This window comes from Sphingobium chungangianum (genome assembly GCF_977014255.1).
In genome coordinates this window covers 1691195-1715512 of record NZ_CDRNIV010000006.1, presented here as the reverse complement: position 1 = coordinate 1715512, position 24318 = coordinate 1691195, and the positions used below count along the sequence as shown (strand labels likewise).

30 protein-coding genes are annotated in these 24318 nt (G+C 61.4%); 6 read left to right on the top strand and 24 right to left on the bottom strand.

Annotation, left to right across the window (positions count from 1 at the left end):
• Nucleotides 1–32: 32 nt before the first annotated feature.
• The 6 genes from ACWNC0_RS15515 to ACWNC0_RS15490 all read right to left on the bottom strand — a co-directional run bounded on the left by ACWNC0_RS15515 (nucleotide 33) and on the right by ACWNC0_RS15490 (nucleotide 5876).
• Nucleotides 33–1259: an acyl-CoA dehydrogenase family protein gene (locus tag ACWNC0_RS15515; RefSeq protein ID WP_449472850.1), complete on the bottom strand. Its 1227-nt coding sequence runs from the start codon at nucleotides 1257–1259 to the stop codon at nucleotides 33–35.
• A gap of 4 nt (nucleotides 1260–1263) precedes the next feature.
• The gene (locus tag ACWNC0_RS15510; protein ID WP_449472849.1) at nucleotides 1264–1896 is read right to left on the bottom strand and encodes a TetR/AcrR family transcriptional regulator; all 633 of its coding nucleotides are present in this window, start codon (nucleotides 1894–1896) and stop codon (nucleotides 1264–1266) included.
• On the bottom strand, nucleotides 1893–2600 hold the full coding sequence (locus ACWNC0_RS15505) for an SDR family NAD(P)-dependent oxidoreductase (protein WP_449474633.1): 708 nt from the start codon (nucleotides 2598–2600) through the stop codon (nucleotides 1893–1895). The genes ACWNC0_RS15510 and ACWNC0_RS15505 overlap by 4 nt, the downstream gene beginning before the upstream one ends.
• Before the next feature lie 102 nt (nucleotides 2601–2702).
• Nucleotides 2703–3872, bottom strand: coding sequence for an FAD-dependent oxidoreductase (locus ACWNC0_RS15500; protein ID WP_449472847.1), 1170 nt, complete (start codon nucleotides 3870–3872; stop codon nucleotides 2703–2705).
• A 14-nt stretch (nucleotides 3873–3886) separates the two neighbouring features.
• On the bottom strand, nucleotides 3887–4462 hold the full coding sequence (locus tag ACWNC0_RS15495) for an aromatic-ring-hydroxylating dioxygenase subunit beta (protein ID WP_449472845.1): 576 nt from the start codon (nucleotides 4460–4462) through the stop codon (nucleotides 3887–3889).
• A gap of 28 nt (nucleotides 4463–4490) precedes the next feature.
• Nucleotides 4491–5876 (bottom strand): aromatic ring-hydroxylating dioxygenase subunit alpha, encoded by a 1386-nt coding sequence (locus tag ACWNC0_RS15490; protein WP_449472843.1) that lies wholly within the window; start codon nucleotides 5874–5876, stop codon nucleotides 4491–4493.
• Nucleotides 5877–5975: 99 nt separating this feature from the next.
• On the opposite strand from ACWNC0_RS15490, the gene ACWNC0_RS15485 reads away from it, so the two are divergent.
• Nucleotides 5976–6182, top strand: a complete 207-nt coding sequence (locus ACWNC0_RS15485; protein WP_449472841.1) for a ferredoxin — start codon at nucleotides 5976–5978, stop codon at nucleotides 6180–6182.
• Nucleotides 6183–6295: 113 nt separating this feature from the next.
• Nucleotides 6296–7444 (top strand): oxidoreductase, encoded by a 1149-nt coding sequence (locus ACWNC0_RS15480; RefSeq protein WP_449472840.1) that lies wholly within the window; start codon nucleotides 6296–6298, stop codon nucleotides 7442–7444.
• A gap of 29 nt (nucleotides 7445–7473) precedes the next feature.
• Here the strand turns inward: ACWNC0_RS15480 and ACWNC0_RS15475 are convergent, their stop codons facing one another.
• The 6 genes from ACWNC0_RS15475 to ACWNC0_RS15450 form a co-directional block, all read right to left on the bottom strand.
• Complete coding sequence (locus ACWNC0_RS15475; protein ID WP_449472838.1) at nucleotides 7474–8199, bottom strand: SDR family oxidoreductase; 726 nt, start codon at nucleotides 8197–8199, stop codon at nucleotides 7474–7476.
• A gap of 21 nt (nucleotides 8200–8220) precedes the next feature.
• Entirely contained in the window at nucleotides 8221–9222 is a 1002-nt protein-coding gene (locus ACWNC0_RS15470) for an NADP-dependent oxidoreductase (RefSeq protein ID WP_449472836.1), read from the bottom strand.
• Nucleotides 9215–9664 (bottom strand): nuclear transport factor 2 family protein, encoded by a 450-nt coding sequence (locus ACWNC0_RS15465; RefSeq protein WP_449472834.1) that lies wholly within the window; start codon nucleotides 9662–9664, stop codon nucleotides 9215–9217. Before ACWNC0_RS15465 ends, ACWNC0_RS15470 begins: the two co-directional genes overlap by 8 nt.
• Nucleotides 9665–9789: 125 nt before the next feature.
• Nucleotides 9790–10779, bottom strand: coding sequence for an outer membrane protein assembly factor BamB family protein (locus ACWNC0_RS15460; RefSeq protein ID WP_449472832.1), 990 nt, complete (start codon nucleotides 10777–10779; stop codon nucleotides 9790–9792).
• A 16-nt stretch (nucleotides 10780–10795) separates the two neighbouring features.
• A complete protein-coding gene (locus tag ACWNC0_RS15455; protein WP_449472830.1) occupies nucleotides 10796–12130 on the bottom strand; it encodes an outer membrane protein assembly factor BamB family protein in 1335 nt (444 codons plus the stop codon).
• 40 nt (nucleotides 12131–12170) lie between these two features.
• Nucleotides 12171–12626 (bottom strand): nuclear transport factor 2 family protein, encoded by a 456-nt coding sequence (locus ACWNC0_RS15450; protein ID WP_449472828.1) that lies wholly within the window; start codon nucleotides 12624–12626, stop codon nucleotides 12171–12173.
• 152 nt (nucleotides 12627–12778) lie between these two features.
• On the opposite strand from ACWNC0_RS15450, the gene ACWNC0_RS15445 reads away from it, so the two are divergent.
• The 3 genes from ACWNC0_RS15445 (at nucleotide 12779) to ACWNC0_RS15435 (ending at nucleotide 14443) form a co-directional block, all read left to right on the top strand.
• Entirely contained in the window at nucleotides 12779–13303 is a 525-nt protein-coding gene (locus ACWNC0_RS15445) for an ester cyclase (RefSeq protein ID WP_449472826.1), read from the top strand.
• Nucleotides 13304–13383: 80 nt separating this feature from the next.
• Complete coding sequence (locus ACWNC0_RS15440; RefSeq protein ID WP_449472825.1) at nucleotides 13384–13839, top strand: hypothetical protein; 456 nt, start codon at nucleotides 13384–13386, stop codon at nucleotides 13837–13839.
• Complete coding sequence (locus ACWNC0_RS15435; RefSeq protein ID WP_449472823.1) at nucleotides 13805–14443, top strand: hypothetical protein; 639 nt, start codon at nucleotides 13805–13807, stop codon at nucleotides 14441–14443. Before ACWNC0_RS15440 ends, ACWNC0_RS15435 begins: the two co-directional genes overlap by 35 nt.
• 21 nt (nucleotides 14444–14464) lie before the next feature.
• Here the strand turns inward: ACWNC0_RS15435 and ACWNC0_RS15430 are convergent, their stop codons facing one another.
• The 11 genes from ACWNC0_RS15430 to ACWNC0_RS15380 form a co-directional block, all read right to left on the bottom strand.
• Complete coding sequence (locus ACWNC0_RS15430) at nucleotides 14465–15220, bottom strand: SDR family NAD(P)-dependent oxidoreductase (RefSeq protein ID WP_449472822.1); 756 nt, start codon at nucleotides 15218–15220, stop codon at nucleotides 14465–14467.
• Nucleotides 15217–16056 (bottom strand): alpha/beta fold hydrolase, encoded by an 840-nt coding sequence (locus ACWNC0_RS15425; protein WP_449472820.1) that lies wholly within the window; start codon nucleotides 16054–16056, stop codon nucleotides 15217–15219. Before ACWNC0_RS15425 ends, ACWNC0_RS15430 begins: the two co-directional genes overlap by 4 nt.
• Nucleotides 16057–16071: 15 nt before the next feature.
• On the bottom strand, nucleotides 16072–16596 hold the full coding sequence (locus ACWNC0_RS15420) for a VOC family protein (protein WP_044662247.1): 525 nt from the start codon (nucleotides 16594–16596) through the stop codon (nucleotides 16072–16074).
• 49 nt (nucleotides 16597–16645) lie between these two features.
• Nucleotides 16646–17035 carry a MaoC family dehydratase gene (locus tag ACWNC0_RS15415; RefSeq protein WP_449472818.1) on the bottom strand — a complete coding sequence of 130 codons (390 nt, stop codon included), beginning with the start codon at nucleotides 17033–17035 and terminating at the stop codon, nucleotides 16646–16648.
• The gene (locus ACWNC0_RS15410) at nucleotides 17032–17490 is read right to left on the bottom strand and encodes a hypothetical protein (RefSeq protein ID WP_449472817.1); all 459 of its coding nucleotides are present in this window, start codon (nucleotides 17488–17490) and stop codon (nucleotides 17032–17034) included. The genes ACWNC0_RS15415 and ACWNC0_RS15410 overlap by 4 nt, the downstream gene beginning before the upstream one ends.
• 10 nt (nucleotides 17491–17500) lie before the next feature.
• The gene (locus tag ACWNC0_RS15405; protein ID WP_449472815.1) at nucleotides 17501–18664 is read right to left on the bottom strand and encodes an acyl-CoA dehydrogenase family protein; all 1164 of its coding nucleotides are present in this window, start codon (nucleotides 18662–18664) and stop codon (nucleotides 17501–17503) included.
• Between the two features lie 62 nt (nucleotides 18665–18726).
• On the bottom strand, nucleotides 18727–19281 hold the full coding sequence (locus tag ACWNC0_RS15400; protein ID WP_449472813.1) for an NADPH-dependent FMN reductase: 555 nt from the start codon (nucleotides 19279–19281) through the stop codon (nucleotides 18727–18729).
• A gap of 1 nt (nucleotide 19282) precedes the next feature.
• Nucleotides 19283–20059 (bottom strand): SDR family oxidoreductase, encoded by a 777-nt coding sequence (locus ACWNC0_RS15395; protein WP_449472812.1) that lies wholly within the window; start codon nucleotides 20057–20059, stop codon nucleotides 19283–19285.
• Nucleotides 20056–20796, bottom strand: a complete 741-nt coding sequence (locus ACWNC0_RS15390) for an alpha/beta fold hydrolase (protein ID WP_449472810.1) — start codon at nucleotides 20794–20796, stop codon at nucleotides 20056–20058. Before ACWNC0_RS15390 ends, ACWNC0_RS15395 begins: the two co-directional genes overlap by 4 nt.
• Nucleotides 20793–21758, bottom strand: a complete 966-nt coding sequence (locus ACWNC0_RS15385) for a VOC family protein (protein ID WP_449472809.1) — start codon at nucleotides 21756–21758, stop codon at nucleotides 20793–20795. The genes ACWNC0_RS15390 and ACWNC0_RS15385 overlap by 4 nt, the downstream gene beginning before the upstream one ends.
• 55 nt (nucleotides 21759–21813) lie before the next feature.
• Complete coding sequence (locus tag ACWNC0_RS15380; RefSeq protein ID WP_449472807.1) at nucleotides 21814–22665, bottom strand: fumarylacetoacetate hydrolase family protein; 852 nt, start codon at nucleotides 22663–22665, stop codon at nucleotides 21814–21816.
• 128 nt (nucleotides 22666–22793) lie between these two features.
• On the opposite strand from ACWNC0_RS15380, the gene ACWNC0_RS15375 reads away from it, so the two are divergent.
• Nucleotides 22794–23504 (top strand): GntR family transcriptional regulator, encoded by a 711-nt coding sequence (locus tag ACWNC0_RS15375; RefSeq protein WP_449472806.1) that lies wholly within the window; start codon nucleotides 22794–22796, stop codon nucleotides 23502–23504.
• 7 nt (nucleotides 23505–23511) lie between these two features.
• On the opposite strand, the gene ACWNC0_RS15370 is transcribed toward ACWNC0_RS15375, so the two are convergent.
• The gene (locus ACWNC0_RS15370; RefSeq protein WP_449472804.1) at nucleotides 23512–24294 is read right to left on the bottom strand and encodes an SDR family NAD(P)-dependent oxidoreductase; all 783 of its coding nucleotides are present in this window, start codon (nucleotides 24292–24294) and stop codon (nucleotides 23512–23514) included.
• Between the last annotated feature and the right edge of the window lie 24 nt (nucleotides 24295–24318).

Below are 24318 nucleotides of genomic sequence, written 5' to 3'. Positions count from 1 at the left end.
CGGGCAACCCTCCTTTCGATGGCTTATCGACCTCAATAGGCGCCCGGCGGCGAGATCGGATCGGCGCCGGTCAGGTTGCGGCCATAGATTTCATAGCCGATGGTCGGGATATTCTGGATATGCCGCAGCGCCATCGAAATGTCGCGCCAGTAGCGGTTGATCGGCTTGTCCAGCGCAAAGCCAGAGGACCCGGCCTGGAACATCAGCGATTCGCTGGCGCCATGAACCAGTTCGATCATCTGCGCGCCGCCTGCACGCTGCCTCGCCTTCTCCGCAAGGGTGAATTCCTCGCCCAGACCGACGCGGTCCAGCTTGGCGGTCAGGTCGAACAGGATCAGCTTGGCGGTATCGATCATCGCTGCCGCTTCGCCCAGATCGCGCATATAGGCGCCCGAACTGGTGCGCGGGCCGATGATGGTCGTCAGCACCGGCTTCTTGGGGGCCTCGGCGGTGACGATTTCCAGCATGGCCTCAACCGCGCCGATCAGCTGGGCGATGCCGGTGGTGCGGACGACGGGCACGGCGGGCAGCAGATCGGAGGGGGCGCCGAAATGGCGCTTCGTCCGGTCGATCTGTCCGGCGCGCTCATCCATGAGCACCATCTGGGCGTCGGGGATGAAAACATCCTTGGCGACCGCCGTGTCGGACCCGGTGCCCTGCATGCCGGAAACGAACCATGTGTCTTCGATGGTCATGCTGTCCATCGGCAGATAGCACATGCTGATGCCCGGAACGACGGGACCGTCATATCCTTCCAGCACCACGCCCTGCTGCGCCCAGTTCGACTGCCGCGAACCGGACATATAGGGCCATTTGCCGTTGATGATCCAGCCGCCGTCGACCTTGCGCGCCTTGCCGGGAGGGTTGTAGGCGCCGCAGACCGACTGCGGACTGCCGCCGAACACCGCGTCCTGCACGCCATCGGGCGCGAGGCTGGTGATCCAGCTCGTTCCGTTGACGATCTGGATCACCCAGCTGATAGCGGGATCGCCCTTGGCGATTTCCATCTGCACCCGGCAGAAATCCGTGGGGGAGAGGCCCATGCCGCCCAGCCGCTGCGGCAGGAGCATACGCAGGAATCCTTCTTCCTTCAGCATCTTGTCCACGGCGGGGGTAGGATTGCGCCGCTTTTCGCCCTCGGGCGCTTCGCTTTGCAGGAAGGTTCGAAAGCCGCGCGCCTTTTCCACCATCGCATCAGCGACAGCCTTGTCGGCAAAGCCGCACTGGATTTCATTATCCACCTTGGGGGCAGTAGCCATCAGTTCATCCTTTCTTATGTTCGCTATGGTGTCCGGCGATCTGCAATGCCCATTCGCACAACCGATCGGGCGCGCTGTTCCAGATCGCCAGCCACTCGGGAGTGGCGGGAATGATGAGAGTGCTCAGTTGCAGGCGGACCATCGTGTCGCAGAACGCGTCCCGGTTGATCCGGCTGTCGATGAGCCTGTCGAAATGGTCGAACACAGGTTCGAGCGCACGCTCGACCGCAGCCTTGTGACGGTCGAAATGGCTGCGCAGGAAATTGAGATGGAAGGCCGGCTCGACCTCAAAGATACCTTCGGGTGAGCGTTCGATCGTGAAGCGGCCGTAAAAGCGCATCACCGCGCGGAAGCGCTCGATCGGCTCGGCAATGCCTTCGCCCGATTCCACAATTCCCTTTTCGAAGCTGCTGCAGATATATTCGCTGAAGGCCGCCAGCACTTCCTCCTTGGAGGCGAAGTAGCGGTAGAGTGTGCCGCGCGAGACGCCGCTGCTCTCGCTGATGTCGCTCATCGACAAGCGGCGCGCGCCAATAGAGTTGATCGCGCGCAACGTGCCGTCCATGATCTTCTGGACGCTGCCCGATTGATCGGTGACGGCGATTTCGTTCCAGTCGGCGTGCGGCATCAGTTTCATGTCTGGGCTTCCATCTCTGCGAGATTGTGCGGAACGCTCACATAGCCCGGCAGATGCTGGCCGCCATCCACATTGATCAGTTCGCCATTCACAAAGCGCGACATTTCCGACGCCAGGAACAGGACGACCGGGCCGATGTCCTTTTCCGGGTCGCCCGCGCGCTTGAGCGGGTTGCTGGCGGTTGCCATCTCGAGAAAGCCGGGGACGTTTTCGGCGAGGTCTGCAAACACCTGCCCCATGCCGGTCGGCGCGATGGCGTTGGTGCGGATGTTGAAGCGGCCCCATTCGACAGCCGCGGTCCGGGTAAGCCCCAGGATCGCGCCCTTGTTCATATTATAGTCGGCGTGAAGCCATGCGCCGGTCTGGGCGTCGATCGAATAGAAATTGATGATGGAGCCGCCGCCGCGCGCCTTCATATGCGGGAAGGCGGCGCGCATCGCCCACCAGCTTCCCCAGGTGCCGATCTCCAGAGTCCGCTTGAGCATCTCGTCCGTCTTCTGCTCAAGCAGCACATTGGGCGAAAGCTGCGACGCGTTGTTGACCAATATGTCCAGTCCGCCAAATTCGCTGACGGCGCGTTCGATCATCGCCTCCACTTCGGTCTTGACGCCCATGTCGGCCGACATGCCCACGGCGCGGACGCCGAAGCTTTGCGTGATTTCGGCAGCGACGGTCTCGGCCGCGACGCCGTCCCGGCCGGTGATCAGCAGATGCGCGCCTGCCTCCGCCAGGGCAGCGGGAAATACCGTAGCCCAGCCCCTTCGCGCCGCCGGTGACGATTGCGATCCTATCCTTAACCAATCCCGTCACGCACCCACTCCTGTCATCTGCTCGCTCAGCGCACGGTCCATGTCCACCCGTTCCTGGCAATAGTCTTGTGTGAAAACATAGCCGCGGGTCGCCCCGTGCGTGTCGTGATAATGATATTTGATGCCGCGCTCGTCATTGGCGATTTCCTGCCACTGCCCCTCCACGCCTTGGGGCGCGGGCAGCAGGACGACGGGATAGGCGGTGGTCTTGACCTGCACGGACAGGGGCGGGAAACGGATATCCGTGGGTGTGCCGAGCGCGCTCGGCGCGATGGCGCGGGCTGCGGCCATGATGGGGGTCACATAGGCGGCCAAACCCTGCGGATATTCGGCGCAATCGCCGATAGCATAGATGGCGGGATCGCTGGTGCAGCCCGTCCGATCGACCTTGATACCCCGCGCGACCTCCAGCCCCGCCTCCTGTGCGAGCTGGATATGCGGACGCAGCCCGACGGCCGAAAGGACAGCCGCCGCCTCGATCACGAGACCGTCATCCAGTTCGGCTCTGATCCCGTTTTCGCCCTTGTGAATGGCCAGAACCTTGCGGCGCAGGTGCCATTCCACGCCCTTTTCGGCCAACGCGTCGCGAATCATCTGGCCAACGCCCGGCGGCACGAGCTGCGCCAAGGGGTGGCCGAGCATGTCGACGACCACCGGCTGATAGCCGCTTGCGGAAAGGTCGTTGGCAAATTCGGTGCCTACAAGGCCGCCCCCCATGACGAGGACGCGGGCGCCATCCGGCAAAGCCTCTCGAAAGTCGCGGTAATTGTCCAGATTGTTGACTGCGAGCGCGCGGTGCGCGGCATCGCCATCGATCGGCGGCCGCACCGGATCGGCCCCCAGCGCGAGCACCAGACGATCGTAGAAAACCGGGCCGCCCGTGGTCAGGACGGCCTTGTCCTGCCGGTCGATCGCTTCGACCACGCGCCCCGCGCGCAAGTCCAACTTGAGCTGCGCGACCATCTTTTCCGCCGGGGTGGTGATCAGCGTGTCGGCAACCTTCCCCTTTGCAAGCGCGGTCGACAGTGCGGGCTTGGAATAGAAATGCCCATCATCCTGAGTGATGAGGGTCAGCCTGGCGTCCGGCGCGAGCTTGCGAAGCTCACGCAGGACGCCATAGCCGGCAAGACCGCTGCCAACGACCACGATATGCTGGGTTCCCGACACCGAAGCCGCTCCTGTCAGAGGAAGATGGCGAAGTTGGACATGCCCAGCGTTGACTGGTCGACGATGATTTCGCGGCTTGCCAGCTTATACGCGCCATCGACGAGCCGCCAGATGTCGCGGCGTTCGGCGCTGATCGTCTCATTCTCCGGATTGTCCAGGCGGCTGCGCTCAACATAGAGGTAGCTCACCACCTCATATTCCCTCGCCGTTTCGCTTTCGGCGACGCGGACATTGGTAACGAAGCGGCGCGTGCGCGACGGCGGATCTTCGGCCCAGGCGCTCTTCGCTAGACGACCGGTCCGCATCAGGATCGAGCCGTAATTCTCGTCGAAATGCTTCATTGTGCGCACCACGTCGCGGTCCTTGTTCGGACCGTTGCGGGTGAGGCGAAGCGGCGCGGTGTAGCTCAGATCCTGCTCCAGATAAGCCACCCAGTCGTCGAACCGACGTTCGTCGAGCGCCGCGGCTTCATCATAGAGTGTTTCGAGCAGGCGATTATAGACCTCCGACCCGAGCGGCACCCGCTTGGTGGAGACAAGGCCGCGCAGGACGCTGGTCTTGTCGATGGCGGCGGTGGCGTAGTTCACCATGATATATGTCCTCTCTCTTCGCCGCGGCTCAGGCTTCGGCCATCAGATTGTAATAGGCCATCCACCAGGCCCATTGCGTGTCGTCCTTGGTGAAGCCGGGATAGAGATCGCCGCCGCCGACCCAGCCTTCCGGACGCTCGTGGCCGTGCAGCGCCTGATATTTGAGCGTGATGGTCTTGCTCATATGACCACGCGAGTTGCGCATGATCTGCGGCCAGGTGTCGGCATCGTCCTGCTCGATCGTGCCCGAGGTTCCGGTTGACCAGATGGCGTTCTGAAGCATGTCTCGCTTCACGTCTTCCGGCGCATCCTTTTCCGCGAAGATGAAGTTCACGAACTCCACCTTGTCCGGCCCCTTGGGCACATAGGTGTGCAGCGACAGGGCGCCTGACGCGCCGCCATCTGTGCGGGGCGCGAAGATGAACGCGATCAGGATGTTAGGGAACATGCCGCCGACCTGGGGCGGGATGTTCGCCAGCTGCTTGACCTGATCTTCCGACAGATTCTTGAACAGCTGCGGGATCAATTCCTTGGTAATGCCCGGCGGCGGCAGTAGATGGAGCCTCTCTTCGGTCGATTTGCCTTCAAAGCTGACGTCGGCGAACATTTTGAAGGTCTGGGCCGCTTCCAGGCAGCGCAGAGTGTGGCCCTGCGGCACCGAAAGGTCGACGCCATACATGCCCGGCGCGGTGTCGTAGATTGACTCAGCGGTCCCGCCCATGATGCCGCCTTCCATCAGCGAACGGTGGAGGGTCAGGGTGTGGAAGCCGTCCGATCCGGACTGTTCGCCGGGGATCTTCCAGTTGCACGGCAGCACGAAGCGCTGCGGCGGGCCAAGCATCTCAAGGCCACTGTCGGTGCGGCAGAAAAGCTGATCGAGGTAGAATTTCGCATCGCCCAGATAATCCTCGAACGACAGATCCTTGTTCCAAGTGGCGAAGATGAGGCCGCCATAGAGATGGACGCGGGCCTTCTTGAGCCCCAGCTCGTCCTTCGAGCGCTTGTTGCCGTGCATCTGCTCCTTTTCGATCGGAGCACCGATGAAGCTGCCGTCCGCGCGGAAGGCCCAGCCATGGTAGATGCAGCGATGGGCTTGGGCATTGCCCGCTTCCGCCGTGCAGACCTTCATGCCACGATGGGGGCAGACGTTCAGCATGACGTGGATTTCGCCACTGCGGTCGCGCGAGACGATTACATTGTCTTCGGCCATGTCGCGCATGACATAGTCGCCGGCCTTAGGAATTTCGGATTCATGACCAAGAAGGAGCCATGTGCGAGCGAACACCCGCTCCATCTCCAACTCGTACAATTCCTTGTCGCTCATCACTCGCAACGACACTTCATTCATGTCGCGGTCGATGAGGTCGTCAAGAGTTGTTCCGTCGCTCAGCGTCAGCCCAGCATTGTGCAGCATCTTGCTCTCCTGGAGAATTTCCTTGGTTGAGTCGTGTTATACATATTGAACTAAATCTGTTCAAGGTGTAATGTTGCGCAAAGAGGAAGGAGAGGCTGGATGAGTCCGAAACTGAAAGTGGTGATCGATAAGGCGGCCTGCTGCGGCTATGGCGTTTGTGCCGAGATTTGCCCCCAAATTTACAAGCTCGATGCCAATGGTATCGTTTATGTGGAGGACGATATCGTCCCCGAAGGACTGGAAGAACTGGCCCGGGAAGGGGCCGAAGCCTGTCCGCAGTCCGCCCTTGCCATCGAAGAACATTGATTCGGCGTGATCATGCGCGGCGTCAGCGGGCGAATGTCCTGTCACTGGATAGGTTGTTCACACTCGTTCTCTGCGGCAGCGTCGTTTGAGAGACAGATGAGAGGATCGCGTTGATGGGGCAGGCCGACATTCTCTATACACCGGTCACAGTCGGTTCACTTCACCTGCGCAATCGATTCGTGATGGCGCCGATGACGCGCAATTTTTCGCCGGGCGGCATCCCCTCCGAGGGGGTAGCCGGCTATTATCGGCGGCGGGCAGAAGCCGATGTGGGGCTGATCATCACCGAAGGGGTGGGAGTCGACCATCCCGCCGCAGTGGGACGCGAGACCATGGGTGGCGGCGCTTCGCCAGTCCTGCATGGCGACGAAGCGCTGCGGCGCTGGCGCGACATCGTAGCCGGTGTTCATGACGCAGGCGGCCTCATCATCCCCCAGCTATGGCACCAGGGCGTTATTCGCGTGCCGGGCACGGGCTATCATCCCGACGCGCCGTCAGCCCGTCCATCCGGCATCTGGGGGCCGACCGACAAAGCGGTCGTGCCGCCCGATTATCTGGAACAGGTGCGCGCGCCCACCGCGCCGCTGACCGAAAGCGAGATTGGCGACCTGATCGCCGCCTTCGCCCGCAGCGCGGCCAATGCGAAGGCGGTGGGCTTCGACGGCGTGGCCCTGCATGGGGCGCATGGCTATCTGATCGACAGTTTCCTGTGGCGTCATACCAATATGCGGGAGGATCGCTGGGGCGGTGGGATTGCCGAGCGGGCGCGCTTCGCCGTCGAGTTGGTGGGGGCGATCCGGGCCGCGACCGCGCACGATTTTCCGGTCATATTCCGCTTCTCGCAATGGAAGCTTCAGGATTATGAGGCGCGCAATGCGGAAACACCCGGCGAACTGGAAGCGATGCTGGCGCCCCTGGTCGAGGCGGGGGTCGACATATTCGACGCGAGCACGCGCATCTTCACGGCGCCTGCCTTCGAGGACTCCGACATGGGGCTGGCGGGCTGGATCAGAAAGCTGACCGGCAAACCGACCATCGCGGTCGGCGGCGTGGGCCTCAGCAAGGATCTGCAATCCTCCTTCGCACAGCCCACCGTCATGACCGACAATCTGGCGCTGGTGGCCGACAGGATGGCGCGAGGCGAATTCGACATGATCGCGGTTGGTCGCGCGCTGCTGATGGACCCGCAATGGGTGTCCAAGATGCGCAACGGCGGCGACGTCAATCCGTTCCGGCTGGACGCTTACGCCACGCTAGACTGATCGCCGGCGCCCCGGTTCGAGGCGTGGCGTCAGTGGCTGTCGGCCGAGGCATAAACTTGGATGCGCGCGATATTGGTGCGTTCGGATTGCTGCGCGATGAGAGCGACGGCGTCGGCGACGTCGCTGGGCTGCATCGCGGGAATGAAGCTGTCCCAGGACGGTTGTCCCCTGGCCTTCATATCATCGAAGATTTCGGTGCTGGTCGTGCCTGGAGCGACTATGCCGACCTTGACCCCCGATCCGGCGAGTTCGACTCGCAGACAGTCGGTAAACGCCTCCAGCGCGCGCTTGAGTCCTCCATAGACGCCTACGCCCGGGGCAATGATGTTTGCGCCGATGCTGGATATGTTGATGATCTGGCCTTGGCCAGCCGCTTTCATCGTGCGCGCGAAAAGGGTGCTGGCGCGCACCACCGCTTCGTAGTTGATCGCAATCATCGGGCGCAACTGATCGAGGTCAAATTGCTCGATTGGTGCGGCGTGCAGCACACCGGCATTGTTGACCAATATGTCGGCCCGGCCGAAGCGGTCCAGAACGAAATCGTGCAGCCTTTGCGGCGCGTCCGGGTCCGCCATGTCGGCGGCAAAGGCCTCGCTGCCGCGGCCCAGTTCCTCAGTCAGTTCGGTGAGACGGTTAGCGCGGCGGGCGACCAGCACCAGCGTCGCGCCCGCCGCGGCAAGCGCGCGCGCGCTTGCCGCGCCGATGCCCGAGGATGCGCCAGTGACGATGGCGATCTGCCCTTCCAGACTATCCATGAGCAACGTCCTCTTTCCAGATCAGATGAGGCGGATCAGCCTCTTGCCGTCATTTTCGCCGCGATAGAGACCAGCTAGCGCGTCCGGGCAGGATTCGATGCCCTCCAGGATATCCTCGCGCCATGTGAGGCGGCCCTGTGCGATCCATGTTCGCAATTGTGCCGTCGCTTCGGCGTAGCGGTCGGCATAATCGAAGATGACGAACCCTTCCATCCGGGCGCGCTTGACGAGCAGATGGCGTTCGACGCGCGGCCCTGTGGGCCACGGGTCCCAGCGATCGATCGATGCCGTCCCGCACACGATGACCCGCCCACGCATGGCCAGATGCGGCAGAACCGAGTCGCTGATCGTCCCAGCGACATTGTCGAAATAGATGTCGATACCCTCGGGTGCATGCTTAGCGATCGCCGCGCTTATGTCGTCGGTGCGATAATCGATGGCGCATTCATAGCCATACTCATCCATGCAGCGGCGCGTCTTGGTAGGCCCGCCTGCGATGCCGATCGCACGACAGCCGAGGATGCGGGCGATCTGGCCAACGGCCGAGCCGACCGCGCCGGCCGCCGTGGATACCGCGATGATCTCGCCCGCGCGGGGCTGGCCGACCTGAGTGAGAGCCAGATAAGCCGTCATACCGTTGATGCCAAGAATGCCGAGCGATGCCCGCATCTCCGCTGCAGTGGTGCGCTGCACGACCTGGTCCGCTGCCACGCAGGCATAATCCTGCCAGCCGAACCAGCCGGACACATGCTCTCCCACCGCATAGTCGGGATGCGCGGAGGCCACCACCTCGCCCGAGGCAAGGCTGCGCATGACCGAACCGATGGCGACGGGCGCGGCATAGTTGCCCGCATCGGCGATCCAGCCGCGCATCGCCGGTTCGATCGAGAGATAGTGATTGCGCACCAGAATCTGACCTGGCACAGGCTGAAGGACCGGTGTGTGCCGGATAGCGAAATTTTCCGCTTGCGCGACTCCCTGTGGGCGGGACGTCAACAAAACTTGGCGATTGAGATCAGGCATCCAACCCCGCCTTGACCATGATGAATTTCCGGCGGGAAATCTTCCAGCCGTCGGAGGTGCGGACCAAGCAATCGTCATAATAGCCCGTCGCACGATGGGTCACCCCGCCCTGGGTCGCCTCCGGCAGGATCGCATCGACATAGCTGCGCGCATGCACCTCCTCGTTCTGCTTCTCTATCACGATATTTGTGATTCGGTGTAGCGTCGGCCCCATATGGCGGTGAGCGTTGGCCATATATTCCGCGATTTCGCGCGGTCCGCGCCAGTGCCCGAAACTGCCGTAATCCGCCTCGCAATCCTGAGTGAAGCACGTTCGGAATAGCGGCCAGTCGCGTGTGTCGATGCCGGTAGCATAGCGCAGCAGCACATGTTCGATCGCACGTTCATCATCGGCGCCGACCGGCAAGCGTCTTACCAGACTGCCATGTGCGGGCATGTTCATCCTCCCCTTGTTCGGCTGAAAGCGTAACGGCGCGCCTGTCGATCTTGCCCGCCAAAGGATAGGATGGGCGTTCTCTTCGTCGATTTATGTCGAACTTACTGGCGCCATAAGGAACAGGGCCGCTTTTATTCTTGTTTGGGTAGGGCATAGGCGATCAACTGATCGCTCGCACCCGACAACATTGCGCCGTGTCCCCCTGCTGCGATCACAACGAACTGGCGCCCGCTGACGCTCGACCAATAGGTGGTAGGAGAGGCATTGCCGCCGGCGGGTAGTCGCGCCTTCCACAGCAGCCGACCGGTCGTGGTCTCATAGGCGCGGAACATATGCTCCTGCGTAGCGCCGATGAAGGTGAGGCCGCTCGCGGTCGCCACCGACCCGCCGATATTGGGCACACCCATCGGGATCGGCACGAAGGTTGGCAGAGCCAGCGGACCGCTGTCGCGGGAGGTGCCGAATATCCTGCTCCACACCAACTTGCCGGTCTTGAGGTCCACCGCGTTGATGCTGCCATAGGGAGGCTGCTGGCAGGGAATGGCGAGCGGGGAGAGGAAGGGGGTGATATGGGCGGCATAGGGTACGCCCATCTGGGCGACCGGGCCACCGACGTCGCTCATATGCGCGGCGTTCATGGGTCTGATGCCCTGCCGATCGGCAACGGCTCTGGGTATCAGACGGTTATAGTTTCCGACTTGGTTGTTGTTCACGATCATCAGCCCGCGCGGGGGATCGACCGATACCCCGCCCCAATCGATGCCGCCGAGATAGCCAGGCCAGGTGAGGGTGGGATGATCGGTCGACAGCGGAGTCATGTCCCCGTCAAAGCGGGCCTGCCGGAAGCGGATGCGGCAAATTGCCTGATCAATCGGCGTCAGGCCCCACATGCCCTTTTCGGTCGGACGCGGCCCGCCGAAACTGGGCATGCCCACCGAATAGGGCTGGGTCTTCGACAGGCGTTCGCCGGGCACGGCACCCTGTGGTACGAGGCGCTCCTCCACCGGCAGCAGGGGTTTGCCGGTCGCACGGTCAAGTAAGAATATCTCCCCGCGCTTGGTCGGCTGCAGCAGTCCGCGCACGCCGCCGCGAAGCTCGACCAGCGTGGGCTGGGCGGGCACGTCATAGTCCCAAAGGTCATGATGAGTTCGTCTGGAAGGACCAGCGCACCGCCCCGCTCTCCGCGTCCAGCGCCAGCACGGCACTGGAATAGAGGTCGTCATTGTCGGTGCGATGCCCACCGAAATAATCGGGCGTTGCGTTCCCTGTCGGCACATAGACGAGGCCGAGCTCTTCGTCCGAACTCATGGGCGCCCAGCTATTGGGCGTGCCCGGCGTAAAGACTTGGCCAGGCGGCGGCAGGCCGTGATCCTCGGGGCGACCAATGTCGAAGGCCCAGGAAAAATCACCCGTAACGGCATCGAATGCCCGCACGACGCCGGAAGGCTCCTTGATTTTCTGACCATCCGTCACCCAGCCACCCAAAACGAGGCGGCCGCGCACGAGGGCGGGGGGCGAGGTGACGAAATAGTAGCCCTTGTCGACCGCTCCCAATCCCGCCTTCAGATTCACCTCACCGCCGCGTCCGAAGCCCGGACAAAGTCCGCCGGTCGCGGCATCGAGCGCGATCAGCCGAGCGTCGAGTGTCGCAGTGTAGATGCGTTCGGTGCAATAACCGGAGGCCTTCGGTACATGATAATAGGTGACGCCTCGGCAGACCAAGCCATAGACACCAGCGAGATCGGTCTTTGGCCGGTGCCGCCATAATTGTTGGCCCGTTTCGGGATCGAGCGCGATCACATCATTATTGCCCGCGCACAAGAACAGGCGATTGCCCACCTTGAGCGGATTGACCTGAAAGGCCGTGCCTTGCTTGCCATCGCTGAGCTTGCCGGTGTGATACGTCCATGCCTTTTCCAGATGGCCGACGTTACCGGGCGTGATCTGCGCCAGCGGCGAGTAGCGCGATCCTCCCCGGTCGTTGCCATAGGCGACCCAGTCGCCATCGGCGGCTTGTGCAGGTCCGGCGCCCCAGAGAGCGGTGCGGGCCGGCGGCGAACGATCCGCCCAAAAAGCGGTGCCGATCGCGCCGACTAAGAGCAGCAGAAGACCCGGCCACAGGATGCGTGCGCCGGGCAGGGGACGGTCAAGGCCAACGCGTCGCCGAAAATAGGGGGTGAGCATGTAGAGGCCCATGACGACTGGCATGGCCAGCCGGGGGGCAAGAGCCCAGCCGTCCAGTCCCACCTCCCAAAGCGCCCAGCAGAGATTGGCGGCGAGAAAGGTCCAATAGATCGTGACCGAAAGAGGCGATCGGCGCCAGCCGAGACTGGCCGTGCTCACCATGATGATGCCGGACACGAAATACCAGATCGACCCGCCGAGCAGGGTGAGCCGGCCCCCCAGCCACAGCAGCGAAAGGCCGGCAAGAAGCATCGACAGGATGAAAATCATGTTCAGAAAGCGGCGCATCAGGCTCCCCCGTAGGATTCAGGCCAAAGCTGTGGGGAAATCAGGCGGGCAATTGTGCCGCGAGCCAGTCCGGCACGTTGATCCGGTAGCATTTCTGCTCGTAGAGTCGGCTGATCCGCCAGCCTTGCCCTGTGCGGACGAAATCATGATGATACCACAGGCCAAAGACCAGCGTATCGGCCGTCTCCCCATTGCTGACCGTCATTGGATTGTAGCAGGCAGTTTTGGTTTGCGCCCGGTCACCCGCGATCCGATATTGGGTGGTGGACACGGCATGCTGAAAGGCGAGGATCGGTGAGAGGCTTTCCGCCAGGAAGGACTTGATCTCCGAAAGGCCCCCGACGACGCCCACCATCTCCGAATAGTCGATCACGGCGTCTTCGGTGAAAAAGCGATCCAGCGCGTCCCAGTCGCGTGTGTCCACCGCGTAGCAATAGCCAACGATCAGATCTTGAATCTCGAACCGGTCCGACATTTCCTGCAGGGTCAGTGTCATGGCCTCTCCTTCTCATTCTATAGAATGGCTGCTGACACAGTGCGGAAGGCGCGCCGCCTTCCATCGGGTAGGTGTCGAGTGCGGCGGCTACGGGGATGAAACGTCACCCTCGGGGAGATCCCGCGGACCGGTTATTTTCAAGGAGACTATTTATGGGCCTCGCCCCGTTCACGGAAGCCGATTTCGTCCTGTCGAAGGAGAAGCGGGCAGAAATCACCGCTGGGCTGACCGAGCGCCAGGCGTTCATGGTCAATCAGTGGATGGACCTGCACGAAGTCATAAACCGCGGCGACTGGGACGGCATGGACCAATTTTTTAACACCGACACCATGACCTATGACAATCCAAATCGGCCTGACCTGGGCACCTATCATATTTGGAAGACATCGCCCCAGGGTCTCTACAAGACTTTCCCGCCCAGCATCTATCGTACGCTGAAGGCCTGGGGCCGCGGCGAGGACGAAATCTGCGTCCTGTGCCACCATCACGGCAAGCATACTGGCGGCCCCTATATGGGTGTCCAGCCGACCGGAAACGAGTTGAACGTGCTGTGGTTTTCATGGCTGCGATTCCGCGGCGACAAGATCGATCACATCTATTCGATCTCCGACGTGCTGACGATGCTGAAGGATCTGGAAGTCATCGACGTTCCTCAACCAGTAGATCCCTATAAGTGATGAACAGGCTCATCCGGCGCGGCGAGGGCGCGCCGGATGGGTCGAGGGGCTCGTTCGCACAAAAAAAGGTAGATAAGCGCATGGAGCGGTCAGTCGACCTCAGGATCGATGTCAGCGATGCAGCGGGCCTCGGCATGGCTGCGCATATGGCGGTTACGGTCCATCTTCCGAACCTTGCGACATTGAACAACCCGACAACCGTCTGCTTCGCTTTCCCCGGCGGGGGCTATTGCCGACGCTATTTCAGTTTTGACATGCCTGATGGATCGGGCGGCGGACAGGCGGGCTTCCATTGTGAACGCGGATGGATTTTCGTCACCTGCGACCATCTGGGCTTTGGCGAGTCGACCATCCCCGATGGCAGTGCCCTCAATCTCGACAATGTCGCGGCGGCCAATGACGCAATGGTGCGAACGGTCATGAATTCGGCTCGCAGCGGGCACCCTCGTCGATGGGCTGCCCGCGGTAGTCAATGCTACATGCCTTGGCATTGGGCAATCGATGGGCGGATGCTTCACCATCGTGGCGCAGGGTAATCACAACACATTTCACGGCGTCGGCGTGCTGGGCTATAGCGGCATCCATACCGTCGTGCCGACCCGGCCGGGACAGCCTCCGGCGGCATGGCCTTGGATTTCGCGCCGCTCATCGCTCGAGGCGCCGCAGATCATGAACGCGGTTGCTCTGGCGCAGGCGCCCGGGGTGACGCTGGGCGATAACGAGGCCCTTCAGGCGGCGGCACGGGCAGGCGAGCATCCCTTTCAATGGTCATTTCACCATGATGACGAGCCTGCCGACATCGTCACGCTCGACATGATGGCGTCTGCAGGGTTGGTCGATCCGCTGCCCGAATGGCGCTCAGCGACCACACCCCCATGCGGCGTATATATGGTAGCGCCTGGCGCGGTGGCGCTGGAAGCGGCGGTGATACGTGTGCCCGTGCTGATTGCCATGGGCGAACGTGATGTCGTACCCGATCCATTCGCCGAACCCAAGGCCTACAAAAGCGCGGAAGACATTCAACTCTTCGTGTGTCCCCGCATGGCGCATATGCACAATTTTGCGCCCACCCGCGTCCGCTTTTGGGAGCGTATTCAAAATTGGGGCGATGGCGTGGCGGCGCAGCGCCTGCTGGGCTGAGGGGGACCCTTACCGCCGACTTTAGAGGCTGAAGCCGCCATCGACGATCAGGGTTTGGCCGGTCATATATCGCGCCCTGTCCGAGGCCAGAAACGCCGCAGCTTCGGCAATATCCTCCCCGCTGCCGAACCGCTGCAGGGCAATGCGTTTGCGCTGGGCTTCCCAGATTTCCGGCGAATAAAGAGATGTCAGGAAGTCGGAGCCAAGCCCTGCATCAATGATCCCTGGGGCGACCATGTTTGCCCTGATACCGTAGCGGCCTTCCTCCTTGGCAATCGCGCGGCCCAAGGCCTCCATCCCCGCCTTGGGTACGGAGGACAGGGCATCGCCCGGTGGGAAGCAGTAGTTCGCGACCGAAACGACCGTGACGAAATTGCCGAAGCCCTGAGTGCGGAAATGAGGAAGTGTAGCGGACACGATCCGGGTGAAGCCGATCAGCTCTGTCTCGATGACTTCGCGCCACTGGTCTTCGCTGATCTGGCTGACGTAAGGCTGAGCTATTTCGACCCCGCTGGCGAAGACCATCGTGCCGATGGCGCCGAATTGCTCGACTGTTTCGCGGATTGCGGTGTCGATCGACGCGCGATCGGAAAGATCGCAGGCTACGGAGAACGTCTCACAAGAGACATTGGGCAGAGACGCCGCGACCGCCAGCGCCTTTTCACGGCTGGAGCGGTAGCCGATCGCGAGATGGTTCCATTCGGTCGAAAGCCGCCGGCAGATCGCGCTGCCGAGGCCGCCGGTTCCGCCGACGACGAAGGCCGCGCCTTTCGTCATAACGGCAGATGATGAGCCAGATGGTGGAGCAGGCGATCGGCAAAGGCATCATTGCGGTCGCCTGTGAACATGTGGCCGACGCCATGGGCGATCTCGACCTCCAACTGGGGGGCCAGTGCCCGAAACTGCCTGACGCTTTCATCCGAGACGATCTCGCTCAGTTCCGCCTTTACAAGAACGAGCGGCGATTTTACGCGCCGGGCCGCGGCAATGAGCGCTTCCCCTTCTGATGGCGGATGAAGAAATTCCGGCGCCGTGGTGCGCGGGTCCCAGTGCCAGAACAGGCGTCCATCTTCCTCGCGCATCGATTTGGCGAGGCCGGAAACGTCAGGCAGACGAGGCTGGCCGAGATGGGCGTGCAGGGCATCGGCGGCTTCCTCCAACGAAGCGAAACCGATGTCGCTCGCGCGGAAAAAGCCGCGAATCTCGTCTACCCCCTCGTCGACCATAAAAGGCGCGACGTCGGCGAGCATGATGAGGCGCACCAAATCGGAGTGGCGCGACCCGCCCACCAGCGCGGATTGCCCGCCGCGCGAGGCGCCCACCAGCGCTGATGGTCTGTCGAGGGCACAAATGATGGCCTCGACATCGCGGCCATAAGCTTCCAGCAAATAGTCGCCATCGCTGGCCCAGCCACTCTCGCCATGTCCCCGCAGGTCGAAGGTCAGGCCGTAATAACCAGCCTGCGCCGCCCGTATTGCAGATCCGGCCCAGGAGCGGCGGCTTTGGCCGCCGCCATGGAAGAAGCAGACGGGTGGTGCGCCCGGGTCGCCAAAGGCGTCCGCGACCATCTCCAGCCCGTCACCCGGCAGGGTTATCCGTGTAGGGATCGTCATGCCGGAAGTCTGCATTTACTCGGCGGCAACTGGCGGGACAATTTCCGCGAATGAAGGGTGCTCGCCAGGGCCCTTATAAGCAAATTTGCCGGGCGCGTGGTGCCACTTGCCGTCGTTGCGGCTCTCATAGGGCGAGGCGACCTCGATCAGGCAGCCATGGGTGCTCTTATGGCCAACCCAGCTCCACTTTTGCCAGGTCATGTCCGGATCGTTGAAGGTCTGACCGCCACCAGGCAGGTGAAGCCCCTCGGCCTTCAGTTTTTCCATCGCACCTGGCACGTCGTCAGTCGCGTAACAAAGATGATGGACATGCTCGCCTACCTTTTCGAGACGATCGCCCATGGGCGTCCCGGGAGCCGGCTGAATAAACTGGATTTCCGTGCCGCCATTATTGACGAACGTCGCCCACTTCATGCCGGCGTCGTCGCCGCTAGAAAATTCGTCATATTTGACAAGGCGTTCTTCCAACGACGCCGGATCGAGCACACGCAGGATCTTCGTCCAGTCCTCGATCGCCTTGTCCAGATCGCGCACGACCATGCACACATGGGCAAAAGGTCCGCTAGGCATTTATTTCTCCTCTTGTCTCTTAGATTTCCACCGTGGCCGTGCCGGAATTGACCGTGCCACGGCCATCGACATCGAGCGAAAATTCGCAAGTCACGACATTGCCTTCGATCGCCGCGACCCTACCCGTCACGACTGCCCGGTCGCCGCCATAGACATTGTCCAGAAAGCGCGAATCCATGGCCTTGATCCGTCCGGCGGGGAAGGCGCGCATCAGCATGTTCATCATATAGGCCACGTTGATCGGACCCTGGTTGATAACGCGGTCGCCCAGGCCCTTGGCCTTCACCACCTCGACATCGAGGTGTATGGGGTTAGGATCGGCGAGGAACAAGGCCCACTGCTTCATGGCTTGCGGACTCACGCTCTCGATCTCGAAGGGCGGCAGCGCATCTCCGATAGCGTAGTTCATGCAGCGAACTCCTTGCGAGGCAGAACCCATACATTATCGGTTTCCAGTACCTGCGTTCCATCGAGCAGGTGCAGGCGCAAGCGATAAGTCATCACATCCATGACGCCCAGCTTGCGGCTGCGCTTGCGAACGAGGCTGAGTATCTCACCCGTCACCTTGTAGCTTTCGCCGACCTTCAGCGGCTCTTCGAAGCGTACACCGCTGCTGCCCATCATTGGGCCATCTTCGACGTCGAATTCACATGCTTCGCACACGCCCGCCACGGTCTTGCCCATCGCAACCTGGGTGGCGATGTAATAATAGATCGGGTGCGCGCTTCCATCGACGGCCGGCTCGATCCCTGTCGAGCGGCACAAGGCGGCATTTTCCTCAGCCGTGATGGTAAAGACCCTGGTGCCGTCCAGCGACGTGCCGGCGGCGTCCGGGGCGGGCGGAAGATCGTCAAGATCGCTCATGGCGGGTTCCCTAGAAAGAACGCGGCAGGCCGAGGCTTTCGGCAATCGTGTTGCGCACCATTTCGTTGCTGATCGGCGTCATTCGCAGGATGCGGCTGTCGCGCCAGTAGCGCTGCATGTCGGTTTCCGCCGAATAGCCCATGCCGCCCAATATCTGGATGCCAAGGTCTGCTGCCTTCACCGCGTTTTCCGTTGCCACCATCTTGAGCATATTGGCCTCAGTGCCGCAGGGTTTACCCTCCGACTGGAGCTGCGCGACGTAATGGAGCAGGAGCTCCGTTGTTTTCTGCCAAGTGGCAATGTCAGCGACGTAATGTTGGAGGACTTGGAAGCGCCCGATGATGCCACCGAACGCCTTGCGTTGCTGCATATATTCGAGCGCGTCTTCCAGCACCCCGTCAATGGCTCCCAGACACTGCGCGCCGACCATGATCCGCTCATTGTTGAGCGTGGGTAGCATCGCATACCAGGCTTGGCCTGGCTCGCCGAGAACATCCTCGTCGGGAACGAAAACATCCTCATAATGGACTTCGCACGAGCCCATGGCGCGCATGCCCAGCTTGGGCAGGAGCGAGGCAGTGATGCCGGGCGACTTGGCGTCGACGAAGAACATGGTGAGGCCATGATGCTTCTTCTCGACATTTTTGTCGGTGCGCGCCAGTACGAGCAGTCTGTCGGCGGCCTTCGCGCTGGTCGTCCACATCTTGGCACCGTTCAACTTCCAGCCGCCCTCGACCTTTTCGGCTTGGGTCTTCATCGCGCCAAGAACATCTGTGCCGCCATCGGGCTCGGTCATGGAGATCGAGACACGGAGCCTGCCCTGGGCCATGGGACGCAGCCAGCGATTTTTCTGCTCCTCCGTGCCGACAGCGCCAATCGTCTTCGCGCCGCCGAAGGAGGTGAGGCCCCAGACCCAAAGCAGACCACCGGCCGTTCGCGCAAATTCGCGGGCAAAGATCATCTGCATCATCACGTCGCCGCCCAGCCCGTCATATTCCTCCGGAATGCCTATCCCGAAAAAACCCTGCTCGGCGATCTTGTCCCACAGCGCATAGGGATAATTTTCTTCGTCGGCCTCTAGAGCGCGCATCCAGTCTTTGGGCGCTTCCGCATCGACCCAGCGGCGCACGATATCCCTGAACGCTTGCTGTTCCTCGGTGAGTGAAAAATCCATGGTCGTCCCCGTTAATGGCACTTTGATTAAGCGCCGGTCGGAAGTGTTGCGAACCTATCCAACTATAGGGCGGGTCGTCCGCAGAAGTTGAACAACTGGGCCACCATCATCTCCAACTGATTGGGGATAGGCGCGTTTTCGATCGGGTCGCCTTCGCCGCCTATGGTGTTAATTGCGACGCCCAACGGCGTCGGCCAGCCGCGCAGCGCATGGGTGATCACCCGCAATTGCTGGAGCGTTGCGACGGCCGCCTGCCAACCCGCCGCTGTTGCCACGCAGCCCACGGGAAGGCCGTCGAAATAGCAGCGCTCGTCGCGGCTCATATCCTCGACATAATCAAGCGCATTCTTCACGAAGCCGGAGATTGCGCCATGATAACCCGGTGAGCCAATGATAACGGCATCCGCCGACCGCAGGACTTCAATATAGCGCCGCTTCCTGTCCGAACGATCCGGATTCTCAGGGGCGTAAGGTGGGAAATTGATATCGTCTCCTGCAAGCAATGTCGTGCGCGCCCCGCGTTCCTCTGCGATAGCAAGCGCCTTGCGCAGGGCCCTCTCGGTGGATGAAAAGGCGCGCATGGTGCCGCCAATGGCGACGAAATGAAGCTCAGTCATATCAGATCGACAATCCTCCCTCGACCGGGATCACCGATCCGGTGACATAGGCGCCAGCGCGCGACGCGAGATAGATGGCTGCGCCCGCCAGATCCTCCGGCGTGCCAACGCGGCCGCGGGGGACCATCGATTCCACCATCTTGCGCATCTCGTCGGAGGTGATGACCGTCATCTCGGACTCGAAGAATCCGGGAGCGATCACATTGGCGGTGATATTGTCGCGGCCAAGCCGCTTGGCGAGGCTTTTGGCCATCCAGTGTACGGCGCTCTTCGAGGCCTGATAGGCGTAATTTTCCTTGGGTCCCACCTTGAGCGCCCCGACCGAGCCTATGTTGATAATCGAGGCAGGGCGGTCCGCCGTGCCGCCCGCGCGGAGTAGGGGCAGGAATTTCTGAACGGTGAAGAAGGGCGCCTTCAGATTAAGATCGATGACCGGGTCCCATTCGCCCTCGCCATAATCGTCAATGGGCGCGTCCGCCATGGTGCCAGCATTGTTCACGAGGACGTGCACGGCCTGCTCCCGCGCCGATACCGCTGCGACCAGAGCCTCGACGCCGCTGAGCGTCGACAGGTCTGCGACAAGGCCGGTGCAGTGGCCGCCTGTCGTGGCCGCAATCTCCGCAGCGGCCGCCATCAGCTTGGCCTCCGTCCGGGAGCAGATGTAGACCTTGGCGCCTGCAGCGGCAAAGCCGGTGGCGATATGGCGCCCGATGCCCGCCGATCCGCCGGTGACGATGACGACGCGGTCCTTTACCGAGAACAGGTCGGCCGCATTCATGCCCTTGCTCCCGTTCCCGCGATCTTCAGAATTAGGTCGGTCGTACCCTCCGGATCGCCCACTAGCAGGGCGTGATCGCCCGGATGGTCATGGATGGCCCAGCCCAGTTCCCGAGCCCGGTCGTGCATGGCGGTCATCACGGTAACGGCTGCCGCGATATAGTCGACGGGTTGGGTGATCGTTTCGGCACCCACTGGGATGATACAGGCTGTCGCCTTCATCGGCTGGTCGGACAGATTGTCGAGCAACCACCTCTGCCGCTCCGGGTCCATGAGATGTGGATGCTCCTTTGCGGCCGCGCGCTGCAGTTCATGTACGCCTGAACCGATCGGACCTTCGCCTGCATCAAGCATCGCATCCAGCGCGGCGAGCTGATCTTCGGGGACATAGCCCAAGAGCGAGGCGATCCGTTCTCCCGACCTGGGTACGATGGCATCGAGATAGATGATCCTGGCGATGCGGTCGCCTACCTCGGCAATGACGCCGGGCGCGACGGTTCCGGCATAGCTGTGCGCCACCAGGACGACGTCGTGCAAATTCTCATATTTAAAGACGTTGACGATGTCGCGCACATGGGTGGAATTGCCGACGTTGCGGCCGATCAGATGTTCGCGCTCGCCAAAGCCAGTGAACGTCGGGGTATAGACCGTGTGTCCCTTCGCCTCCAGCAATTCGCGGACATATTTCCATGTCCAGCCGCCCATTCCGCCGCCATGGAGTAGTACGAATGTGGTCATGACGATAAGTCCTCCGCCGATTCTGTGTTCTGTATGAATTCAGGAAACGGGTCTGGTCCCCACAGGAACATGCTGTCTTCTGGCGCGTGATTAGCAGCCGGCCAATCGACATCATGTGGAATGAAATCGATATCGGCCGAATATTCGCTAAAGCTGCCCCACGGATCGCGCACATAATAGAAATAGTTGGCACCCAGCACATGCTGGCCCACGCCCCAGTTGGGGCCATAGCCTGCCCGCGCCATGGTCGCGCCGCCCAACCCTACTTCCATTACCGACCCGACGTCCCAGCTATTGTGATGCATGCCTCGCCGATCGGATAGGACGAGAGCAAGCAGGTGATGGTCGCTGCCATGGACGCCATGCAGGAAGGCGACAGCCGGTTCGCTCTTGTCGGACAGGCGCAGGCCAAGCGTTTTTTCATAGAAATCGATCGCGGCATTCACGTCGGTCGTGAAGATCGCGAAATGCGAAAGGCGGCGGGGGCGAACTCTTGGTGCCTGGCTATTGGGAATGGCGCCGGATTGGCCGGGTGCCGCGCTGGTAAACGTAAAATGGCTTTTTTCCGATGGCGTCGCTTTGTCGGCGGCGCGGACATTGATGGGCAGGCCGTCGAAACCCGCGAACCAGATGCCGTCCGTTTCGGCACCTTCGGGCGCGTCGATGCGCATGACGCCGCAACTGTCGAGATGTGCGGCGAACGCGCCCACCTCATCGGGATAGATGCCGAAGCTCAGATAACGCAGGCGCTTGGTGCCGCTCCCTTGGCTCAGCACGCCCCAGCGATGCGAATTATTCGCCGTATATAGTTCCAGATTGCCATTCCTGCCCCGGACTTCAAGCCCGAAGAGCGTGTAGAATGTGCGCGCTGCCTCCAGATCGGGCACTTCGACCGCGAAATGGTCGATCGAATGGACGCCCAAAACATTGGCGCGGCGTCCCGACGGGCTTTTCTGGTTCATCCTTCCCTCCTTGGCTTGGCCGGGTGCCGACAGGGGACTGCACCCGGCCTTTTGGTCAGGCTGCTTTGATAGGGTTCACAAGCAGGCCGATCTTCTCGATTTCCACTTCGCACACATCGCCATCCTTCATGAATAACGGAGGATTGCGGGCAAGACCGATGCCGGACGGGGTTCCCATCACCAGAACGTCGCCCGGCTCAAGCGTAAAGCAGGTGGAGAGCAGGGCGACGGTGTCGATGACGTCGAACACCATGTCAGAGGTATTCGCGCTCTGCACGACCTGCCCGTTCAGGCGGGCTTCGATTTTAAGACCGGCGCCGCCCGCCGGAAGTTCGTCGGCCGTGACCAGCCAAGGACCAAAGGCGCCAGTATCGTCGAAATTCTTGCCAACCGTCCATTGTGGTGTCTTGAGCTGATAGTCACGTATCGAACCGTCGTTGAACACCGAATAGGCTACGATATGTGACAGCGCGTCATCCTTGCTGATATTCTTCCCGCCCTTGCCGACGACCGCGACCATTTCCGCTTCATAGTCGAGCTGATCCGAGCAGGCCGGCTTGATGATCGGAGCGCCATGTCCGATCAGGCTCGAATTGAAACGTCCGAACACGGTTGGAAATTCAGGTACGTCAAAACCGCCTTCGGCCGCGTGATCCTTGTAATTAAGACCCAAGCAGAGAATCTTGGGAGCCTTGACCAAGGGTGGAAGGAAGGTGAGGTCTTCCACCTTCACCTCTTCGCCCTCGCTGCTGACTTTGGCGCCGGCGTCCTTCAGGGCGCTGCCACCGCTGGCGATTAGGGCGTCCAAATCATAAAGTGCAGCGTCACCGAAATGCGCCTTTACGCCTGCGCCCGTGTCCACTGCCAGACCGACCGCCCCGTTCCTTGTCACCTTGGCCAACCGCATATTCAAACCTCCTGGTAGTCTTTTCCAAACTGCTGAGCGAATGGCATGGGTTATGCCAGAATATATTTCAAGCTTTTAAATACATCATACCGAATTGCTATAGTCGACAGAGCTGGTATAGTCTTTCGATGACGAGGAAGCTGAGCCTGACCGAACGCGCCTACCGGCAGTTGCGTGACGATCTTCTGACGTGCCGTCTGGTGCCAGGTGCGAAGATCAACATCAAGGATATCACTGAAACCCAGGGGTTTAGTCTTGGGGCCGTTCGTGAAGCCTTGTCCAGGCTGACGTCCGAAGGTTTTGTGACGCAGGACGACGCCCGCGGATTTCGGGTGACGCCGATATCGATTGCAGATCTGATCGACCTGGTCGGGGTCCGCAGGGATATTGAAGGACAATGCCTCCGGCGCGCCATCGAGAAGGGAGGCCTGGACTGGGAAACCTCTATAGTCAGCGCGGCCCATAGGCTGAGCAAGACCCCGATGCGCGACCGGCAGGAGGCGACCCGTCTGAACGAAGATTATGCCGATGCGCATGCGGCCTTTCACCAAGCGCTGGTCGCGGCGTGCGACAGTCCATGGCTGCTCAAAATGCGCGACTGGCTTTATGCCCAGTCGGAACGTTACCGTTATCTGACAGTGCCTCTCGCCCATCGCGACCGGGATTTGGTTCACGAACATGCACAGATCGTAGACGCGGCGCTGGCGCGGGACGCCGAGCGCGCCGTGGCGCTGCTGACGGACCATCTGATTGCGACCGCGCGGGTGCTTATCGAGCCCCAAGATCCGCTCGACGGCCCTCATGCCGAACTGGCTGCTGCCGCGGAGGGGGCTCTTTGATCCCATCTTAGCTCTGCCTATTCTGACCGGTTCCACCGCCGCTGGCAGGCATCAACATATTGCTCATGCCGCCATCAACCAGCAGGTCGATGCCATTGATATGGCCTGCATAAGGGCCAATTAGAAACAGGATTGCCTGAGCGACATCTTGCGCCATGCCCAATTTACGCAGAGGGATATTGGCTTCCCGCTGGCCACGCCGCGCCTGGTCCTTATATCCGGCAGCAGTCATGGGCGTATAAGTTGGGCCGGGCGATACCGTATTACACCGGATGCCGTCGGGACCCCATTCGATACTGAGCTGACGGATCATCATTAGCAGGGCAGCCTTGCTCGAGGAATAAAAGCCGAGCGCCGGCGTGGGCTGGGTGGCCGACATGGATGCGGTCGCGACAAAGGCGCCTTTGCTCTGCTTGAGATGTGGATGCGCAGCCTTGCCCAGCAGCCAGGATGAGCGGGTGTTGATGGCGAAGATGCGTTCGAAATCGCTGATCGGCAGTTCGGTCAGGGCGCCTCCCATGATGATGCCGGCATTGCTGATGACGGCATCAATGCCGTCCATATGGGCGAGCGTAGCGGCTACGATCTGATCGCCGCAATCCGCGTCGGCGAGATCGACCACACAGGTCGCTGCGGCAGGGCCGACCGCATCGGCCACAACCTGAAGATTGGCCGCATCGCGATCTGCGAGCAGCATCTGGTGTTCGCCAGGAATCACGGAACCGGCCGCCAGCAGTTCGGCGCAGGCCCTGCCGATGCCGCTTGCAGCACCCGTGATGATCACCCGCATGTCACTCTCCCTACTTTATCGATG

Coding starts and splice junctions, on each gene's coding strand:
- ACWNC0_RS15515 (WP_449472850.1), bottom strand. CDS start 1,259: ATGGCTACTGCCCCCAAGGTGGATAATGAAATCCAGTGCGGCTTTGCC.
- ACWNC0_RS15510 (WP_449472849.1), bottom strand. CDS start 1,896: ATGAAACTGATGCCGCACGCCGACTGGAACGAAATCGCCGTCACCGAT.
- ACWNC0_RS15495 (WP_449472845.1), bottom strand. CDS start 4,462: ATGGTGAACTACGCCACCGCCGCCATCGACAAGACCAGCGTCCTGCGC.
- ACWNC0_RS15490 (WP_449472843.1), bottom strand. CDS start 5,876: ATGCTGCACAATGCTGGGCTGACGCTGAGCGACGGAACAACTCTTGAC.
- ACWNC0_RS15485 (WP_449472841.1), top strand. CDS start 5,976: ATGAGTCCGAAACTGAAAGTGGTGATCGATAAGGCGGCCTGCTGCGGC.
- ACWNC0_RS15480 (WP_449472840.1), top strand. CDS start 6,296: ATGGGGCAGGCCGACATTCTCTATACACCGGTCACAGTCGGTTCACTT.
- ACWNC0_RS15475 (WP_449472838.1), bottom strand. CDS start 8,199: ATGGATAGTCTGGAAGGGCAGATCGCCATCGTCACTGGCGCATCCTCG.
- ACWNC0_RS15470 (WP_449472836.1), bottom strand. CDS start 9,222: ATGCCTGATCTCAATCGCCAAGTTTTGTTGACGTCCCGCCCACAGGGA.
- ACWNC0_RS15465 (WP_449472834.1), bottom strand. CDS start 9,664: ATGAACATGCCCGCACATGGCAGTCTGGTAAGACGCTTGCCGGTCGGC.
- ACWNC0_RS15455 (WP_449472830.1), bottom strand. CDS start 12,130: ATGCGCCGCTTTCTGAACATGATTTTCATCCTGTCGATGCTTCTTGCC.
- ACWNC0_RS15450 (WP_449472828.1), bottom strand. CDS start 12,626: ATGACACTGACCCTGCAGGAAATGTCGGACCGGTTCGAGATTCAAGAT.
- ACWNC0_RS15445 (WP_449472826.1), top strand. CDS start 12,779: ATGGGCCTCGCCCCGTTCACGGAAGCCGATTTCGTCCTGTCGAAGGAG.
- ACWNC0_RS15440 (WP_449472825.1), top strand. CDS start 13,384: ATGGAGCGGTCAGTCGACCTCAGGATCGATGTCAGCGATGCAGCGGGC.
- ACWNC0_RS15435 (WP_449472823.1), top strand. CDS start 13,805: ATGGGCGGATGCTTCACCATCGTGGCGCAGGGTAATCACAACACATTT.
- ACWNC0_RS15430 (WP_449472822.1), bottom strand. CDS start 15,220: ATGACGAAAGGCGCGGCCTTCGTCGTCGGCGGAACCGGCGGCCTCGGC.
- ACWNC0_RS15425 (WP_449472820.1), bottom strand. CDS start 16,056: ATGACGATCCCTACACGGATAACCCTGCCGGGTGACGGGCTGGAGATG.
- ACWNC0_RS15420 (WP_044662247.1), bottom strand. CDS start 16,596: ATGGTCGTGCGCGATCTGGACAAGGCGATCGAGGACTGGACGAAGATC.
- ACWNC0_RS15415 (WP_449472818.1), bottom strand. CDS start 17,035: ATGAACTACGCTATCGGAGATGCGCTGCCGCCCTTCGAGATCGAGAGC.
- ACWNC0_RS15410 (WP_449472817.1), bottom strand. CDS start 17,490: ATGAGCGATCTTGACGATCTTCCGCCCGCCCCGGACGCCGCCGGCACG.
- ACWNC0_RS15405 (WP_449472815.1), bottom strand. CDS start 18,664: ATGGATTTTTCACTCACCGAGGAACAGCAAGCGTTCAGGGATATCGTG.
- ACWNC0_RS15400 (WP_449472813.1), bottom strand. CDS start 19,281: ATGACTGAGCTTCATTTCGTCGCCATTGGCGGCACCATGCGCGCCTTT.
- ACWNC0_RS15395 (WP_449472812.1), bottom strand. CDS start 20,059: ATGAATGCGGCCGACCTGTTCTCGGTAAAGGACCGCGTCGTCATCGTC.
- ACWNC0_RS15390 (WP_449472810.1), bottom strand. CDS start 20,796: ATGACCACATTCGTACTACTCCATGGCGGCGGAATGGGCGGCTGGACA.
- ACWNC0_RS15385 (WP_449472809.1), bottom strand. CDS start 21,758: ATGAACCAGAAAAGCCCGTCGGGACGCCGCGCCAATGTTTTGGGCGTC.
- ACWNC0_RS15380 (WP_449472807.1), bottom strand. CDS start 22,665: ATGCGGTTGGCCAAGGTGACAAGGAACGGGGCGGTCGGTCTGGCAGTG.
- ACWNC0_RS15375 (WP_449472806.1), top strand. CDS start 22,794: ATGACGAGGAAGCTGAGCCTGACCGAACGCGCCTACCGGCAGTTGCGT.
- ACWNC0_RS15370 (WP_449472804.1), bottom strand. CDS start 24,294: ATGCGGGTGATCATCACGGGTGCTGCAAGCGGCATCGGCAGGGCCTGC.